Raw genomic sequence first — 16,705 nt, forward strand, 5'->3', positions numbered from 1 at the left:
CCGGCGCGATGCCGCGGATCGGGAGCAGGATGCCGCGTGCGCCGGCCGGGGACGCCGTCAGCGCGCCGCCGCGGTGTCGATCGCGCCGGTTTCCGTCAGGACGTGGTCGAGCGGCAGATCGTGCGCCTCGTTCGGCAACGCGGCGACGCGGCAGCCGTCGAGCGCGACGCCGAGCGTGCGCGGCCGGGGCGTGGCCGCTGCGAGCGTGCGGTCGTAGAAGCCGCCGCCATAGCCGAGGCGATAACCGCGCGCATCGAAGCCGACGCAGGGGATCAACAGCAGCGCAGGCATGCCTATTTCCCCGGCGGCCGGCACGGGAATGCCGTAGCGACCGGGGCGCATCGGCGCATCGGGCGTCCAGCCGCGAAAGACCAGGGGTGCGCGCGCGCTTTCGATCACCGGCAGCGCGGCGCGGCGCCGGGTGTCGCGTGCCAGCCACGCAACGATGGTCTCGCGCAGGTCCGGCTCGCCGTGTGTCGGCCAGTAGAACGCCAGGCTGTGCGCGTCCTGTTCCTCAAGCCAGTCCGCAAGCCGCTGATTCAACTGTGCAATGGCGTCGGGGGCGCATGCCGTCAGGCGCGCGCGCGTGGCGAGCAGGGTCGCGCGCCAGAGACGTTTCGCGTCGGCGGCAGGTGCGGCGCGGGGTGCGACCGACGACGCGGCGGATGGCTCGGCGGCGGAATCGCGATGGTCGCGTGATATGCTCTCCTTCATCTGATTCCACCGAAAACATGGCATAAACGATGGTTCGAGTATATCGCGTGGTGGCCGCCTCGCTGGCGGCGCTCGTGCTGGCAGCATGCAGTTCTCCGGGGACGGTGCAGGCGCAAACCGCGCCGGCCGATGCCGATCAGGTCTTCGTCGCGCTGCGCGAGGCCGCACGCCGCAACGACGCGCCCACGGCCGCGCGACTCGCCGCGCAAATTCCCGATTACCCCGCGCCCGGTTACGTGGACTACTACCGGATCAAGCCAACGATGTTCGATGCGTCGGGTCGCGCGCTGCTCGACGCGCCCGACGATCAGATCCAGGCCTTCCTGAGCCGCTACGACGGCACCGCGATCGCCGACCGGATGCGCAACGATTACCTCGTCGTGCTGGGCGGACGCCACGACTGGCGTCAGTTCCTCGCCGAGTATCCGCGTTTCGCCCTGAACGACGATACGCAGGTCAAGTGCTATGCGCTCGAGGCCCGTGCGTCGAAAGGCGAGAACGTCGCCGACGCGGCCCGCGCGCTGCTGGTCGAGCCGCGCTGGTACGGCGACGGCTGCGTGGATCTGATCGGCGCGCTGGCGGCGTCCGGGCAGTTCACCTCGGACGACGTCTGGGCGCAGATCCGTCTCGCCTACGAAGGCAATTACACGTCGCTGGGCTCCCGGATCACCGACGCGCTCGGCAGCGACAAACCGAGCGACGCGACGCTGTCGATGGCGACCGACAAGCCGCCGCTCTACCTGGCCGGCACGATCCGCACCAACGCCGGGGCGCATCAACTGGCGCTGCTCGCCATCACCCGGATGGCGGCGAACGACCCGGCGCAGGCGGCCATCGCCTACGCGGGCGTCGAGCCACGGTTGACGGCGCAGGAGCGCGGCATCGGCTGGGCTGCGATCGCCTACCGCGCGGCGCTCAGGCAATTGCCGTCGGCGGTCGACTGGTACCGCCTGTCGGTGGATGCGCCCATGTCGAACAATGCGTACGAGTGGCGCACGCGCGCCGCGCTCGCCGCGCAGGACTGGACGATGGTGCGCTGGTCGATCGAGGCGATGCCGCCGGCGCTGCGCAACCAGCCGAGCTGGATCTACTGGCGCGGCCGCGCGCTCGCGCAGGCGGGAGACGCGGTGGGCGCGGCGACGCTGTTCCAGTCGATCTCCGGCCAATACAATTTCTACGGCCAGCTCGCCACCGAGGCGCTGGGCCAGCCGATCACCCTCCCGCCGCGCACGCCGGTGAGCGCGACCGAGGTGCGGCAGGCGGCGCAGAACCCGGGCTTCGCGCTGGCGCAGCGGTTCTATTCGATGAACCTGCGACTCGAGGGCAATCGCGAGTGGAACTGGCAACTGCGCGGCATGACCGACCGGCAACTGATCGCCGCGGCCGCCTACGCGAACCAGATCGAGGTGTTCGACCGGGCCGTGAACACGGCGGACAAGACGCGCGTCGAGCACGATTTTTCGTTGCGTTATCTGTCGCCGTTTCGCTCGATCGTCGACCGCTACGCCGCGTCGACCGGGCTGGACGTCGAATGGGCGTATGGTCTGATGCGGCAGGAGTCGCGCTTCATCTACAATGCCCGGTCCGGCGTGGGCGCGAGCGGCCTGATGCAACTGATGCCGGGCACCGCGGACCTGGTCGCGCGCAGGCTCGGCCTGGGCCGGCTGAGCCGCGACCAGATCAACGAACTCGACATGAACATCCAGCTGGGCACCAATTACCTGGCGATGGTCTACAACCAGTTCGATCAGTCGCCGGTGCTGGCGTCGGCGGGATACAACGCCGGTCCGGGACGTTCGCGGCAGTGGCGGCAGGCGTTGACGCGGCCCGTGGAAGGCGCCATTTTCGCCGAAACGATTCCGTTCAACGAGACGCGCGACTACGTGAAGAACGTGCTGTCGAACACCACCTACTATGGTGTGCTGTTCGAGGGACGGCCGCAATCGCTGAAGAGCCGGCTCGGCATCATTTCCCCTTGATTTTCCCCTGGCTGTTTCTCTGAAGGGGCTTACCGGGGCCACGGCCTCGCGCGAGGCGCACCATGCGATACCAGACCGTGGCATTGATCGGCGGCAGCGGTTTCATCGGCACCTATGTGGTGGCCCGGCTGTTGCGCACCGGGCATCAGGTCAGGATCGCGGTGCGCCGCCGCGCGCACGCGGGCCATCTCCAGATGCTGCCGGTGACCATCACCGAGTGCGACGTCCACGACCCGGCGCAACTCGCCGCCTTCATCGACGGCGCGGATGCGGTCGTCAATCTGGTGGGCATCCTGCAGGACACCCGACAGCGGCCGTACGGCCCGAACTTTCGGCGCGTGCATGTCGAACTGCCGCGCAAGATCGTCGCCGCCTGCGCGCAGGCCCGCGTGCGCCGCCTGCTGCACATGAGCGCGCTCGGCGCCGATCCCCAAGGCCCCAGCATGTATCTGCGGTCGAAGGGCGACGGCGAAAACATCGTCGCGGCGGCCGGCGGCCCGCCGACCAACCTGCTGACCACGATCTTCCGGCCGTCGGTGGTGTTCGGGCCGGGCGACAAGTTTCTCCAGACCTTCGCCGATCTGCAAAAGCTGTTTCCCGTCATCCCGCTGGCGAGCCCGACCGCGCGCTTCCAGCCGGTCTTCGCCGGCGACGTGGCGCGTGCCATCGTCACCGCGATCGATCTCGACGGCGCGGTCGGCAAGGCGTTCGAGCTGGGCGGGCCGCGCGTCTACACGCTCGCGGAGCTGGTGCGTTTCGCCGGCTCCGCGAGCGGGCACCCGCGCCGCATCGTCGGCTTGCCGGACTGGGCGGCGCGTCTGCAGGGCGCCGTGTTCGAGCATCTGCCGAACGCGCCGATCAGCCGCGACAATATCGATTCGATGACCGTGCCGTCGGTGCTGAGCGCGCCGATCGACCCGATGCTGCACATCGTGCCGGTGTCGGTCGAATCGGTCGCCGGTGCCTATCTGGGCGGCCGTGCGGGCGGGCACCGGGTCACCGCCGAGGCGGCGCTCAAGGCCGCCGCCGCCCCCGGTCCGCACGATGCCACCTGAACGGAGTATTGGCGCATGAACATTTTCGCCGTGGGCGGCGCGATCCGCGACGACCTGCTGGGTCTGGCGGTGATGGATCGCGACTACGTGGTGGTGGGCGCGACGCCCGAGCAGATGGTGGCCCAGGGCTTTCGGCCGGTGGGCAGGGATTTTCCGGTGTTTCTGCATCCGCAGACGCAGGCCGAATACGCACTCGCGCGCACGGAGCGCAAGACCGCCGCCGGCTACCACGGCTTCGTCTTTCATTACGCGCCGGACGTCACGCTCGAGGAGGATCTCGCGCGCCGCGATCTGACGGTCAACGCGATGGCGCGCGCGATCGCGCCGGACGGCGCGTTGCACGGCCCGGTCGTCGACCCGTACGGCGGGCGGCGCGACCTGGCGGCGCGGGTGTTCCGGCATGTCGGCCCGGCGTTCGCCGAGGACCCCGTGCGCATCCTGCGCATCGCGCGTTTCGCCGCGCGCTTCACGGACTTCACCGTGGCGCCGGAAACGCTGACGCTGATGCGCCGGATGGTGGCGGCGGGCGAGGTCGATGCGCTCGTGCCGGAGCGCGTCTGGCAGGAAATCGCGCGCGGCCTGATGGAGGCCCGGCCGTCGCGGATGTTCGCGCTGCTGCGCGAGTGCGGCGCGCTCGCCCGCATCCTGCCCGAGGTCGATCGTCTGTACGGCGTGCCGCAGCGTGCCGACTATCACCCCGAGGTGGATACCGGCGTGCACGTGATGATGGTGGTCGACCATGCGGCACGACATGGCTATGCGCTGGCGGTGCGCTTCGCGGCGCTGACGCACGACCTGGGCAAGGGCACCACGGCGGCGGACATCCTGCCGCGCCACATCGGCCACGAAGGCCGCAGTGTCGACCTGCTGAAGCCCCTGTGCGAGCGTCTGCGCGTGCCCAACGACTGCCGCGACCTCGCGGTGCTGGTCGCGCGCGAACACGGCAATATCCACCGGGTGCGGGAAACGGGCGCGGCGGCCTTGGTGCGTTTGCTCGAACGCTGCGACGGCATCCGCAAGCCGGGCCGCTTCGCCGAGGCGCTGCAGGCCTGCGAGGCCGATGCGCGGGGCCGGCTGGGTTTCGAGGGCAGCGCCTATCCGCAGGCGGCGCGCCTGCGCGAGGCGCTGATCGCCGCGCGCGCGGTCGACGCGGGCGCGGTGGCGGCGCTCCATGCCGCGCAGCCGGCGCGGATCAAGGACGCGGTGCACCAGGCGCGGGTGGACGCGGTGGCGGCGGCGTTGGGGAAGGTGGAAGACGACGGTTCGCCAGACCACCGCTAAAACGCCCGCTTACGCAGCAGGCGCCCGCGCGCGCGACGGCACGGGGTGTTTCATTGGTTCACCAGCCGCGCCGGCGTACACAATGCCAGGCCGCCGCCCAGCGCCATGAATCCGGCCAGCAGATACATGCCCCACGCGGTGCTGTGGGTGAGATCGGTCAGCCAGCCGAACAGCGAGGGCCCGAAAACGCCTGCGAGATTGCCGAGAGAACTGATCATCGCGATGCCCGCGGCGGCACCGGCGCCACTGAGCAGTGCGGTCGGTTGCGACCACAAAAGCGGCGCGACGGCGAAGACACACATCGACGCCGCCGTCATGACGACCACGGTCATCGCCAGGTTGTCGCTCCAGAGGGTGCTTGCGGCGAGTAGCGCGGCCCCCGCGAACGCCGGCAGCGCGAGGTGCCAGCGGCGCTCCCGCCGCCTGTCGGAACTCATTGAAAGCCCTACCATCGCCATCGCGGCGAAGGCGTAGGGAATCGCCGTCAACAGACCGACGTGGAGCGCCGTCTCGTGCCCGGCGCGCTGCAACAGCGTCGGTAGCCAGAAACTGATGCCCATATTCGCCGATGCGAATGCGTACAGCATCAGGCTCATCAACCAGATGCGGCCGCTCCGGAGCGCGGCGCGTATCGTGGACGTGGTTTTCACCACGTTCTCCGCATGGATGAGCCGCTGAATCAGCGCTTTTTCGGAAGGCGTGAGCCAGCGTGCGTCCGTCACCCGGTCAGGCAGAAGACGCCATACGACGAAGCCCATCAGCACCGCGGGCAGCGCTTCCAGGAGGAACAGCCATTGCCAGCCGCGCAGGCCCGATGCGCCGTTGCAGGCCTGCATGATCCATCCCGACAGCGGGCCGCCGATCAAACCCGACAGGGGCAGGGCCGCCATGAACATGGCGATGATTCTGCCTCTGCGGCGCGCCGGATACCAATAGGTGAGGTACAGGATGATGCCTGGAAACAAACCGCATTCCGCCGCGCCCAACAGCACGCGCAGCACATAGAAGGACGCCGCGCTGTGCACGAACAGCATGCACATCGACACGATTCCCCAGGTGATGGCGATCCTGGCGATCCATCGACGCGCCCCGACGCGATGCATGATGAGGTTGCTGGGCACTTCGAATATCGCATAGGCAAGATAGAAGATACCCGCCCCGATGCCATAGACCGTATTGCTGAATCCCAGGTCGCTCGCCATCTGGAGCTTGGCGAGTCCGACATTGATGCGGTCCAGATAGGCGATGACGAACACCGTCAGCAAAAGCGGCATCAGGTGCCAGGTCGTCTTTCTGAAAACGCGTTGTTCCGAAACCGGCGTCGCGTGGTCGGGGATCGCGTTGCGCAGATCCTTACCTTGCAAGGGGGCACGCATGCGATGACTCCCTAAGTCATATGACGTCTTATGGATTGGAAGGTGTGTGACACGCACAATATATAGATGAATTCGCGGTAAATCTCCGCACTAAGTGTAAACACCCTTAATGATGTTTAGGGGTAATGGATCGAGAGAAGGGAAAACACCCATTAATACGGCGACTTTGCATCGTTACTATGTCGTAGGATGACTTATCACCACGCACGCTACGCCGTCCGATGTCGCTGCGGCGTGCGGCCTTTCGAACGGCGGGCCGGCCGCGCCGGCCCCATTGCGACTTCTGCTTCGGAGACAACGTTTTGAACTCAGTTCAACCGCCGCTTCCCGGTCCGGTGCTGGCGTCGGCCGTGACGAAGGTCATGCGGCATGTCATGCCGTTGTTCCTGGTGATGTTCGTCGCCAACTACATCGATCGGGTCAACATCGGCTTCGTCAACGCGCACATGCAGGTCGATCTGGGCATCGGCGCGGCGGCGTACGGCCTGGGCAGCGGGCTGTTCTTCGTCGGTTACGCGCTGTTCGAAGTGCCGTCGAATATCCTGCTGGTGAAATACGGCGCGCGCGCATGGATCACCCGGATCATGTTCACCTGGGGAATCGTCGCCGCCGCCATGGCCTTCACCGCGGGCGAGCGCTCTTTTTATGTCCTGCGGTTTCTGCTGGGTATCGCCGAGGCCGGGTTCTTCCCCGGCGTCGTCTTCTATTTCACCCAGTGGTTGCCGCAGAACGAACGGGGCAAGGCCGTTGCGATCTTTCTTGGCGGCTCCGCGCTCGCATCCGTGCTGTCCGGTCCGATCTCGGGCGCGCTGCTGTCGATTCGCGGCCTCGGACTGCACGGGTGGCAGTGGATGTTTCTGGTCGAAGGCTTCTTCTCGGTCTGCCTGTGCGCGGTGTGCTGGTTCATGCTGAAATCGCGCATCCACGATGCCGCCTGGCTCAGTCGGGACGAGCAGGATGTGCTCGATGCCACCATCAAGGCAGAACAGGCGGAGCGCGAAGCGCTCGGTACGGCGCACATGCGGGTGACGGGATTGCTCAAGGATCCGCAAATCGTCCTCTTCTGTCTGTTGTACTTCGCGATTCAACTGACGATCTACGCGGCAACGTTCTGGCTGCCGACGATCATCCGAAAGATGGGGAACCTGACCGATTTTCAGGTCGGTTTGCTCAACGCCATCCCCTGGCTGATCGCCATGGGCGCGATGTACTGCTTTGCCTTGCTCTCGGCGAAGTGGCGGCATCCGCAGTTCTGGCTGGCATTGGCATTGCTCATCGCGGCGGGGGGACTCTTCGCCTCGACGTCGGGAAATCCGGTGTGGTCCTTCGTCGCCATCTGCTTTTCGGCGATCGGTTTCAAGGCCGCCGCCTCGCTTTTCTGGCCGATTCCGCAGGGCTATCTCGATGCCCGGGTCGCGGCCGGCGTGATCGCGCTGATCAATTCGATCGGGAATCTGGGCGGATTCTTCGCCCCCGCCGCGTTCGGCTATCTGCACCAGCACACCGGTTCGATATCCGGCGGACTGTACGGCCTGGGCGTGATTTCCGTCATGGCTGCCGGCGCGGTCTTTTTCACGAAGAACCGGCGCGTCGATCGCGCGGTCCGGCATCCCATCGACGAACGGCGCAATCAGGCCGTTTGATCCCTTCCGCCATGCCCGCCATGTTGCAGCGCGCCCGCCCCATGAACCAATTCGTGCTTGTCTCGAACGCCGAAGACGGCCACATCGGCGTATTCCATCTGGAGGGCGCGTCTGGCGTGTTGCGGCCGCTGGACACCGTCGCCGCGGGCGAGGTCGTCATGCCGCTGGCCCTGTCGCGCGACCAACGCACCGTCTTCGCGGCGACCCGGGGACGCGATATGACGCTGGTGACGTTCGCCGTCGACGCGACGAATGGTTCGCTGACGCGCCGGCAGACGCGGGCGATCGCCCATAGCCATGCCTATCTGGCGACCGACCGCGCCGGGCGCTACGTGTTCGGCGCCTCGTACGGGCAAAACATGCTTGGCGTCTACGCCCCGCATCGGCAGGCGGCGCCCTTGCAGGTGGTGGAAGGCATTGCGCATGCGCACTGCGTCGTCGTGTCGGCCGACGACCGGTTCGCCTACGTGAGCGCGCTGGGTGGCGACCGCATCCTGTGCTTTCGCATCGGGGACGATGCGGCGTGCCCCCTGCATCCTGTCGACAGCATCGCGTTGGCGGCCGGGTTCGGTCCCCGGCACCTGCGCTTCTCCCCGTGCGGCCGCTACCTGTACGCCTTGAGCGAATTCCGCGGCATCGTCGCCGTCCTGGAACGCGATCCCGAGACGGGACGCTTGACCTGGCGTTCGGCGTCGCCGCGCCCGCCCGCGCTCGCGCATCTGCGCGACGGCGTCGCCCGGCCGAACTTCGATGCGCCGGTGCAGCCCGACCCGCGCCTGCTCGCGACATCGGTATGGGCGGCGGATCTGCAGGTGCACCCCGGCGGCCAGTTCCTCTACGCCTCGGAACGCACCGCCAGCCTGTTGCTGATTTACCGGGTGCGGGCGGAAAACGGTTCGCTGGACTGCGTCGGCGCGATGGAAACCGAAAAACAACCGCGCGGGTTCAAGATCGATCCGACCGGCACCTTCCTGCTCGCCTGCGGGGAACGGTCGGCCCATGTGGCGGTGTATCGCATCGATTCCGCGACCGGGCTGCTCGAACGCGTCTCGCGCGCGCCCGGCGGCCGCGGCGCGAACTGGATCGAACTCGTCGAACAGACGGATATCGCCAAGAATTTTCAACTGGAATCGGAAAGATGACCCTTCTCTCGGCATCCTCGCATACCGCGCCCGTCATCACGGAACTCCAGGTTATCCCCGTCGCGGGACGCGACAGCATGATCCTGAATCTCAGCGGCGCGCACGGCCCGTTCTTCACGCGCAACATCGTGATCCTGCACGATAGCGCCGGCCATACCGGGGTGGGAGAAGTGCCCGGCGGAGAAAACATCCGGCGCACGATCGACGATGCCCGCCCCCTGCTGGCCGGGGAAAGCATCGGCAATATGCAGGCGCTGTTGAACAGGGTGCGCACGGCGTTCGCCGACCGGGACGCAGGCGGCAGGGGACTGCAGACTTTCGACCTGCGCACCACGATCCATGCGGTCACGGGACTCGAAGCGGCCTTGCTCGACCTGCTCGGTCAACATCTCGGCGTGCCCGTCGCGGCGCTGCTGGGCGAAGGGCAGCAGCGCGCCGAAGTCGAGATGCTCGGGTATCTGTTCTACATCGCGGACCGCGGCAGGACCGATCTTCCCTATCTGTCCGGTGCGCATGGCACCGACGACTGGACGCGGCTGCGTCACGAGACCGCGATGACGCCCGAGGCGATCGTGCGCCTGGCCGAAGCCGCGACCGCCCGCTATGGCTTCAACGATTTCAAGTTGAAGGGCGGCGTGCTGTCGGGGGACGCGGAGATCGAAGCGGTCACCGCCCTGGCGGAACGGTTTCCGCAGGCGCGCGTCACCCTCGACCCGAACGGCGCATGGTCGCTCGCGGAAGCCGTGCGCCTGTGCCGCGACCAACATCACGTGCTGGCCTATGCGGAAGATCCGTGCGGCGCCGAAAACGGGTATTCGGGACGCGAGGTCATGGCGGAGTTTCGGCGCGCCACCGGCCTGCCGACGGCCACGAACATGGTCGCCACCGACTGGCGCCAACTGGGCCATGCGATCCAGCTGCAATCGGTCGACATTCCGCTGGCCGATCCGCATTTCTGGACCATGCAGGGTTCGGTGCGGGTCGCGCAGCTGTGCCACGAATGGGGATTGACATGGGGCTCCCATTCGAACAACCACTTCGATATTTCGCTGGCGATGTTCACCCACGTCGCGGCGGCCGCGCCCGGCAGGATCACGGCGATCGATACCCACTGGATCTGGCAGGACGGGCAGCGTTTGACGCGCGAGCCCCTGCGGATCGTCGGCGGCAAGGTCGCGGTGCCCCAGACGCCGGGCCTGGGCGTCGAACTCGACATGGACGAACTGGGCAAGGCCAGCGAGCTCTACCAGCGGCACGGCCTGGGCGCGCGGGACGACGGCATCGCGATGCAGTATCTCGTGCCGAACTGGACATTCGACAACAAGAGACCGTGCCTGGTCCGGTAACGGCGGCGGCCCATTCGGGGGGGCATGCCGACGACGGCGATGTCTGGTCGTTTCCGCAATCGGACACCGCTTGAAACCCCGCGATCAGGACCGGGGGTGAACGCGCGCCTGTCGCGCGCGCCGGAACTCATCGACGAAGAACCGGAAGCCGCTGAGCTGCTGGGCGAAGTAGCCGCCGGTGGCCATCGCCTCGGGCGCGCGCCGGTCCCCGGTGGGCGGATATTCGACCGAGAAATCCGCGGTGCGGAACAGGATGTCCCAGATCGGGAACACGGCACCATAGTTGCAGGAATTTCGGCCCGCGGCGCGCAGTCCGTGATGCAGCCGGTGAAAACGCGGCGAAACGATCAGCCGTTCTCCCACCGAGCCGAACGACAGCTTGATGTTGGCATGGCTCAGGCTCTCGATGAAGCGCATGAAGAGGAACAGCAGCGGAAACTGCAATGGCGGAACGCCGATGGCCAGACCGACGACGCCGAACCACAGCGCGGCGATCAGATCGTCCAGCAAATGATTCCGGTCATCGGACCAGAAGCTCATTTGCCGCTGGGCATGGTGCAGCGCGTGGAGCGCGTACCAGGAGCGGAAGGTGTGGGAGAGCCGGTGACGCCAGTAATCGGCGCAATCCAGCACCAATGCATAGATCAGAAAGACCACGACGGGATGGCCGATCAGCGCGGGGACGAGCGTCTCGATCGTCGGCGGAATGTAGCCGTGTCCGACGAGAAACCCGTTCACCCACACCTGTACCTGATAGAACAGCAGAAAACTGACGATCGGCAGGACACCCACCCGGTTGACGATGGTGTAGAGCGCGTCCGTCATCACGGCCTTGCGGTTGTCCCAGCGCTCGATGGGAAAGAGCGCCTCCAGCGGCCAGCAGACGGCATAGGTCACCACGACGGCGAACAAACCGTAGACGCACACCAGCGCCCAGTCGAACGACAGCTCCTCCCATTGCATCCAGCCGAAGCGATACAGCAGCGGCAGGACGAGGTACTGGTCGATTTCACCGGCGAGGATGTTGAAATATCTGTCGAGAAATAACAGCATGAGGGGGCCTCAAAGCGTTTCCGCGGTGACGGGACCGGGATGGCGCAGTTCCGTATTGAGAAAAATGCCGTGCGGCGAACGGCCGACGTCGATCGTCTCGACGGATCCGGTATGGGGATCCAGCACCGCGACCTGCTCGCGAAAGCGCAGCGAGATCCACAGCTTGCCGTCGGGCGCCACGCCGAGGTCGTCGGGACCCGCGGCGTGAAAGGGATAGGTGCGACGCAGTTCGAACGTCGTGGGGTCGAGCGCGACCAGCGAACCGCCGACACGATTGGAAACGTACAGCGTCTTGCCGTCCGGCGTGAGAAAGATATTGTGCGGGCCGACGCCCGTCTTGATGCGGCGCAATACCGCGCCGGAGACGGGATCGACCTCCGCCACGTGGTCGCTGCCCATCACGCAGACGAGCACTTTGCCGTTGTGCCAGAGCACGCCGGCCAGGGTCGGGCCGATCTTGGCCTTCCAGCGTATCGACATGTTGACGAGATCGAACGAGACGAGCGTCCCGGAGGCCTGCATCGAGTTGAAGCTCCAGCGCGAATCCGGGGAGAAGTCCAGGTGGCTGGGCATGGAGCCCGGGGAAAAACGCTTCACCAGGCTCAGGTCGTCCGCGCGATAGACGTCGACATAGTCCAGCCTGAGGGCATTGACGACGAGGTAGCGGTGGTCGGGCGTGAAGCCCAACTGGTACGGGTCCGCGATGACGGTGTGGCCGAGCGCGGTGCCGGTGCGCGGATCGACGATGAACAATGCATTGCCGTTCGCGTCCGCGATGTACATTTTGCTGCGGTCCTTCGACAGCGCCCAATGGCTGGGTTCCCGTAGCGTCGGCAGGGTCCTGATGACCTTGCGGGACGTCATGTCGATGACGGAAACGCTGGCCTCTCCCGAGTTCATGACCATCGCGAGAGGCGGGGCGGCCGGCGCGGCGCGTACCGCCCGGGTGAGCAAGGCCGATGAAAGACCCAGGCTCAACGGCACGGCGAGGCTGCGGGCAAGGACGGTGCGACGGGAAGAATTCATGGGATCGGAAAGTCGGGGGGACGGATCATTTTGTGGAATGCCTTGCGGATATGCAAGCGCGACGATGGCGCCGTGCTCAGGCTGGCAACCCCGGCACGCTGAAACCAAAAGCCTGCAACAACAGGATGGCGTTCAGGCACAAGACCGCGGCCGCGGCGACCACGGCGCCGCATTTCACGAGCGTGCTGTTCCGGTAGGCGCCCATGATGTCCCGGCGACAGGTGAACCACACGAGCGCCAGCATGGGAACGGGCAAGGCGATGCTCAGCACGACCTGGCTGGTGACCAGGGCCTGGGTGGCGTTGACGCCCAGCGCCACCACCACGAAACTCGGCACCATGGTGATGGCGCGGCGTACCCAGATGGGAATGCGGAAATCCACGAATCCCTGCATGATCATCTGGCCGGCCATGGTGCCGACGACGGAACTCGATATGCCGGAGGCGATCAGGGACAGCAGGAAGATGCCGGCGGCCGCCACGCCCAGCAGGGGCGCCAACGTATGATAGGCCGTCTCGATTTCGGCAACGTCCGGGTGACCCCGATGAAAGGCGCCTGCGGCCATGATGACCATCGCGATGTTGATCATGCCGGCGATCGTCAACGCAATGATCACCTCGAGATTCGACAGTTTGATGAGTATCCTGCGCTCGGCCTCGGAGCGCGGCGGCATGCGGCTTTGCGTCAGGCCGGAATGAAGGAACAAGGCGTGGGGCATCACCGTCGCGCCGATGATGCCCACCGCGATCGTGACGGACTGCGCGTCCGGCAACGCTGGCTTGAACAGGTGCAGGCCGACGCCGGACCACGCGACCGGTGCGATGAACAGCTCGGCGAGGTAGGACAGACCGATGATTCCGACCAACGCGCCGATGACGAGTTCGAGCGGTCGAAAGCCGGCCTTGTCGAAAAACAGAATGAGATAGGTGACGATCGCCGTGATGACCATGCCGATCAACAGGGGCATGTGAAACAGCAGCGCCAGGCCGATCGCACCGCCGAGAAATTCGGCGAGGTCGGTGGCCATTGCCGCGATTTCGCTCACGCCCCACATGGCATAGACGAGCGGCCGTGGAAAATGCGCCCGGCAGAGTTCGGCCAGACTGCGGCCGGTCACGATCCCGAGTTTTGCGGACAGGGCCTGGAACAGCATGGCGATGAGGTTGGCCAGCAAGACGACCCAGAGCAGCGAATAACCGTAGCGCGCGCCAGCCTGGATGTTGGTGGCGAAATTGCCCGGGTCCATGTATGCCACCGAAACGACGACCGCGGGGCCGGCGAAGGGCACCAGGATCGACCAGCCGGTGCGGCGCCCTTCCAGGACGTCGCGCATGGCGCTGGTGGCATTGTCGCTCATGGAATGGGCGCCCTGCGGGCGGACTCGGTCATCCATGGCTTACCTCGATGCGCCAGTTACGGAGAATGAGAGAATGGTGGAACCTGTTTCGATATACGCGCGGCGCGGCGCGCGGGAGTGGCGCGTGCGGCGGGTATCCAAGCATAGCCGCGAATCGTGCATCCAGTCTGCCATCAAACGGGATCTTCGATCCGGGACGGCGCGGCGTCTGCCTCGCGACGCGACGCCTCGACGCGTCACAGCCAGCGCACCAGTGCGGTGGCGATCAGCGAAATCAGGATCGACGACGTGAAGGGAAACAGGTAGTCGCGCCCGAACAACCGGAAGCGCAGGTCGCCCGGCAGGCGGCCAACGCCGATCCTGCCGAGCCAGGGCCAGCAGGCGGACAGGATCATCACCGCGACGAAGGTCGTGACGAGCCAGCGGATCATGCGCCGTCCTCCTCGTCGAGCAGCGTCCACGAGCGGTCGCCGGTGGCGAAGGCTCGGGGCAGGTCGTCGAGTCCCCGGCTGAAACCGATCACCTTGAACAGCTCGCCCATCTCGGATTCGGCCAGGAGCTTCTGCACGCCGTTGGCGGCCGGCAGGTAACGCGCCGGGTCGCCGGGGCTGATCGTGCGCCCCAGGTCCTCGGCGATGCCGGCATTGATCAGGAAGCGGGCCTGCGACATATAGCCCAGAACGTCGGCGCCGGCGTCGAGCGCCGCCTGCGTCAGTCCGCTGAATTCGACATGCGCGGTGATGTCCTGCAGGCCCGGGTACAGCAGCGGATCGTCGTGCGCCTGATGCCGGTAATGACACATCAGCGTGCCGGCGGCGCGTTGCGGATGGTAGTACTCGTGCGCGGGAAAGCCGTAGTCGATGAAGATCGCCGCGCCGCGCGTCAGCATCGCGCAGACGGTGCCGACGAAGGCGCGTGCCGCCGCGTGGCTCTCGATCAGGTAGTCGACGGCGGCGGTATCGATCGCCTGGCGCACCGCCGCGGGGATGGTCGGCGGCGCGGCCGCCGGGCGGTCGCGCCAGACCAGGCGCGTGCCGTCGAGCGCGACGCCGCGTTCGAACCAGGCGCCATCGACATGCGGATGCAACTGCACCGGCATCGCGTCGAGCACCTCGTTGCCGATCACGACGCCCTGGAAACGCTCGGGCAGCGCGTCGAGCCAGCGCACGCGATCGCGCCAGGCGGGCGCGTGTTGCGCGAGGGTCTCGCGCTGGCGTTCGCGCAGTTCGCCGGACAGCTCGACGATCGTGTAGCGGCGGATGCGGGGCATGGCGGGGAGCGCATCGTCCGCCAGCGCGTTCAGCAACTGCGCGGCGAGCAGCCCGGTGCCGGCGCCGAATTCGAGGATCTCGTCCGCTTCGGCGAGCGCCAGCGCCTCGGCGACCGGCCGCGCCAGCGCGCGCGCGAAGAATGGCGAGATATGCGGCGCGGTTATAAAATCGCTGCCGTCGGCCGCGCTGTGGCCGAATTTCCGGTTCGCACCGCTGTAGTAGCCGAGTCCGGGCGTGTACAGCGCCATTTCCATGTAGCGGGAAAACGGCAGCCAGCCCCCCGCGGCGGCGATCTCCGCGGCGATGCGCGCCACGAGCGTGGTGGAACGCGCGAGGGCGTGCGCGTCGGGAACGGGTAAACTAGCGTGTGGTTTGGCGTCCATCGCGACATTGTAAATGACTGAAACGACTTTCCCGGACCCTCCGGGCGCACCTGGCATCGTGCTCCTGCCCAGCGCGATCGCGGCAAACCCCGCGCGCGGGCGGGCGCTCGCCCTGGCGTTCGCCGGCCGGGGCTGGGATGTCGGCGTGTATTACGACGCCAGCGACGACGCCAGCGACCACGCCAGCGACCACGCCAGCGACCACGCCAGTGACCGCGCGGCCGGCAGCGGCGCTGCCGCCGGCCAGGGCGGAGCCGGGCACAGGGCCACGGCGCTGGCCCTGTGCGCCGCCGTGACGGCCCTGGCGCGCCGCGCTGCGGCATTTCCCGTGTCGACGACGCCACGCGTCACGGACGACGGCGAGAACGCCTCGGCCGAGACGCTGGTGCGCCGCTGCGCGCAGCGATTGGGCCGGCCACGCTGCGTGGTCAGCGCGCCGCTGCGTGTCGAGCGCGACCCGGCGGGACGCCTGAGCGGCGCGGCGCTGGCACGGATGAATCATGCGAATCTGTGGAACGCGCTGGCGCTGGCGCAGGGACTGGCGCATGCGACCGGTGCGCCGTGCGGGAGCGACGGCGGCGCGGGCGCGGGCGGCGCGGGCGAGAACGACGCCGTGGTTGTCAATATCGTCGACTCGTTGCTGCCGGAGGTGCGGCGCGACGCGGTCCTGTTCGCGCTCACGCAGTCCGCGGTCGCGACCGCCACGCCGGTGTTGGCGCGCCGCTATGCGCCGCACCTGCGCGTGGTTGCCGTGAGCACGACCTTGCTGGCGGGCGATGCGGGCGATGCGGGCGATGCGGGCGATGCGGACGATATGCCCGGCGGCGGAGCGCTCGATGCCGCGCTCGCGCAGGCCGTCTGCTATCTGGCCGATGCATCGACGATCACCGGCTCGACCTTGCTGGTGGATGGCGGCACGGGGTGCGCCCCGTCCTGCGCCCCGCCTTGTGCAGCGAATGGCGACGCGGACGGCGCAGCGGATGTCCGCCATGCCGTCGAGCGGGAGCGCTTCCGTTCATGAGCTGTCCGTCGTACCGGTTTTTCCTTCATGCCGTGCGCGCTCGCCTTCGGGCCGCCGT

14 protein-coding genes are annotated in these 16,705 nt (G+C 67.1%); 7 read left to right on the plus strand and 7 right to left on the minus strand.

Annotation, left to right across the window (positions count from 1 at the left end; all coding sequences use genetic code 11):
- Nucleotides 1-57: 57 nt before the first annotated feature.
- A complete protein-coding gene (locus OVY01_RS06795; protein ID WP_267846611.1) occupies nt 58-714 on the minus strand; it encodes a 5-formyltetrahydrofolate cyclo-ligase in 657 nt (218 codons plus the stop codon).
- Nucleotides 715-743: 29 nt separating this feature from the next.
- Here OVY01_RS06795 and OVY01_RS06800 point away from each other — a divergent pair, with 29 nt between their 5' ends.
- From OVY01_RS06800 to OVY01_RS06810, 3 genes are all read left to right on the plus strand, one after another.
- Nucleotides 744-2,693: a lytic transglycosylase domain-containing protein gene (locus OVY01_RS06800; protein ID WP_267846612.1), complete on the plus strand. Its 1,950-nt coding sequence runs from the start codon at nt 744-746 to the stop codon at nt 2,691-2,693.
- A gap of 62 nt (nt 2,694-2,755) precedes the next feature.
- Nucleotides 2,756-3,748 carry a complex I NDUFA9 subunit family protein gene (locus OVY01_RS06805; RefSeq protein WP_267846613.1) on the plus strand — a complete coding sequence of 331 codons (993 nt, stop codon included), beginning with the start codon at nt 2,756-2,758 and terminating at the stop codon, nt 3,746-3,748.
- A 15-nt stretch (nt 3,749-3,763) separates the two neighbouring features.
- A complete protein-coding gene (locus OVY01_RS06810; protein WP_267846614.1) occupies nt 3,764-5,029 on the plus strand; it encodes a multifunctional CCA addition/repair protein in 1,266 nt (421 codons plus the stop codon).
- Nucleotides 5,030-5,079: 50 nt separating this feature from the next.
- Here the strand turns inward: OVY01_RS06810 and OVY01_RS06815 are convergent, their stop codons facing one another.
- Entirely contained in the window at nt 5,080-6,405 is a 1,326-nt protein-coding gene (locus OVY01_RS06815; RefSeq protein WP_349293492.1) for an MFS transporter, read from the minus strand.
- 362 nt (nt 6,406-6,767) lie between these two features.
- On the opposite strand from OVY01_RS06815, the gene OVY01_RS06820 reads away from it, so the two are divergent.
- Genes OVY01_RS06820 through gudD form a run of 3 tightly spaced genes read left to right on the plus strand, consistent with a single transcriptional unit; the run spans nt 6,768 to nt 10,536 of the window.
- A complete protein-coding gene (locus tag OVY01_RS06820) occupies nt 6,768-8,048 on the plus strand; it encodes an MFS transporter (RefSeq protein ID WP_267847696.1) in 1,281 nt (426 codons plus the stop codon).
- Nucleotides 8,049-8,089: 41 nt separating this feature from the next.
- Nucleotides 8,090-9,190, plus strand: coding sequence for a lactonase family protein (locus tag OVY01_RS06825; RefSeq protein WP_267846615.1), 1,101 nt, complete (start codon nt 8,090-8,092; stop codon nt 9,188-9,190).
- Nucleotides 9,187-10,536: a glucarate dehydratase gene (gudD, locus tag OVY01_RS06830; RefSeq protein ID WP_267846616.1), complete on the plus strand. Its 1,350-nt coding sequence runs from the start codon at nt 9,187-9,189 to the stop codon at nt 10,534-10,536. The genes OVY01_RS06825 and gudD overlap by 4 nt, the downstream gene beginning before the upstream one ends.
- 84 nt (nt 10,537-10,620) lie before the next feature.
- Here gudD and OVY01_RS06835 read toward each other — a convergent pair whose 3' ends face one another.
- From OVY01_RS06835 to OVY01_RS06855, 5 genes are all read right to left on the minus strand, one after another.
- Nucleotides 10,621-11,589 (minus strand): sterol desaturase family protein, encoded by a 969-nt coding sequence (locus OVY01_RS06835; protein ID WP_267846617.1) that lies wholly within the window; start codon nt 11,587-11,589, stop codon nt 10,621-10,623.
- 9 nt (nt 11,590-11,598) lie between these two features.
- A complete protein-coding gene (locus OVY01_RS06840; protein WP_267846618.1) occupies nt 11,599-12,615 on the minus strand; it encodes a YncE family protein in 1,017 nt (338 codons plus the stop codon).
- Nucleotides 12,616-12,691: 76 nt separating this feature from the next.
- Nucleotides 12,692-14,008, minus strand: coding sequence for an Nramp family divalent metal transporter (locus OVY01_RS06845; RefSeq protein ID WP_267846620.1), 1,317 nt, complete (start codon nt 14,006-14,008; stop codon nt 12,692-12,694).
- A gap of 200 nt (nt 14,009-14,208) precedes the next feature.
- Nucleotides 14,209-14,403, minus strand: coding sequence for a DUF2905 domain-containing protein (locus tag OVY01_RS06850; protein ID WP_267846622.1), 195 nt, complete (start codon nt 14,401-14,403; stop codon nt 14,209-14,211).
- On the minus strand, nt 14,400-15,626 hold the full coding sequence (locus OVY01_RS06855; protein ID WP_267846623.1) for a class I SAM-dependent methyltransferase: 1,227 nt from the start codon (nt 15,624-15,626) through the stop codon (nt 14,400-14,402). The genes OVY01_RS06850 and OVY01_RS06855 overlap by 4 nt, the downstream gene beginning before the upstream one ends.
- 13 nt (nt 15,627-15,639) lie before the next feature.
- Here OVY01_RS06855 and OVY01_RS06860 point away from each other — a divergent pair, with 13 nt between their 5' ends.
- Nucleotides 15,640-16,647 (plus strand): SDR family oxidoreductase, encoded by a 1,008-nt coding sequence (locus tag OVY01_RS06860; RefSeq protein WP_267846625.1) that lies wholly within the window; start codon nt 15,640-15,642, stop codon nt 16,645-16,647.
- Nucleotides 16,648-16,705: the final 58 nt, after the last annotated feature.

Source organism: Robbsia betulipollinis, from assembly GCF_026624755.1.
In the GTDB taxonomy this organism is placed as follows: domain Bacteria; phylum Pseudomonadota; class Gammaproteobacteria; order Burkholderiales; family Burkholderiaceae; genus Robbsia; species Robbsia betulipollinis.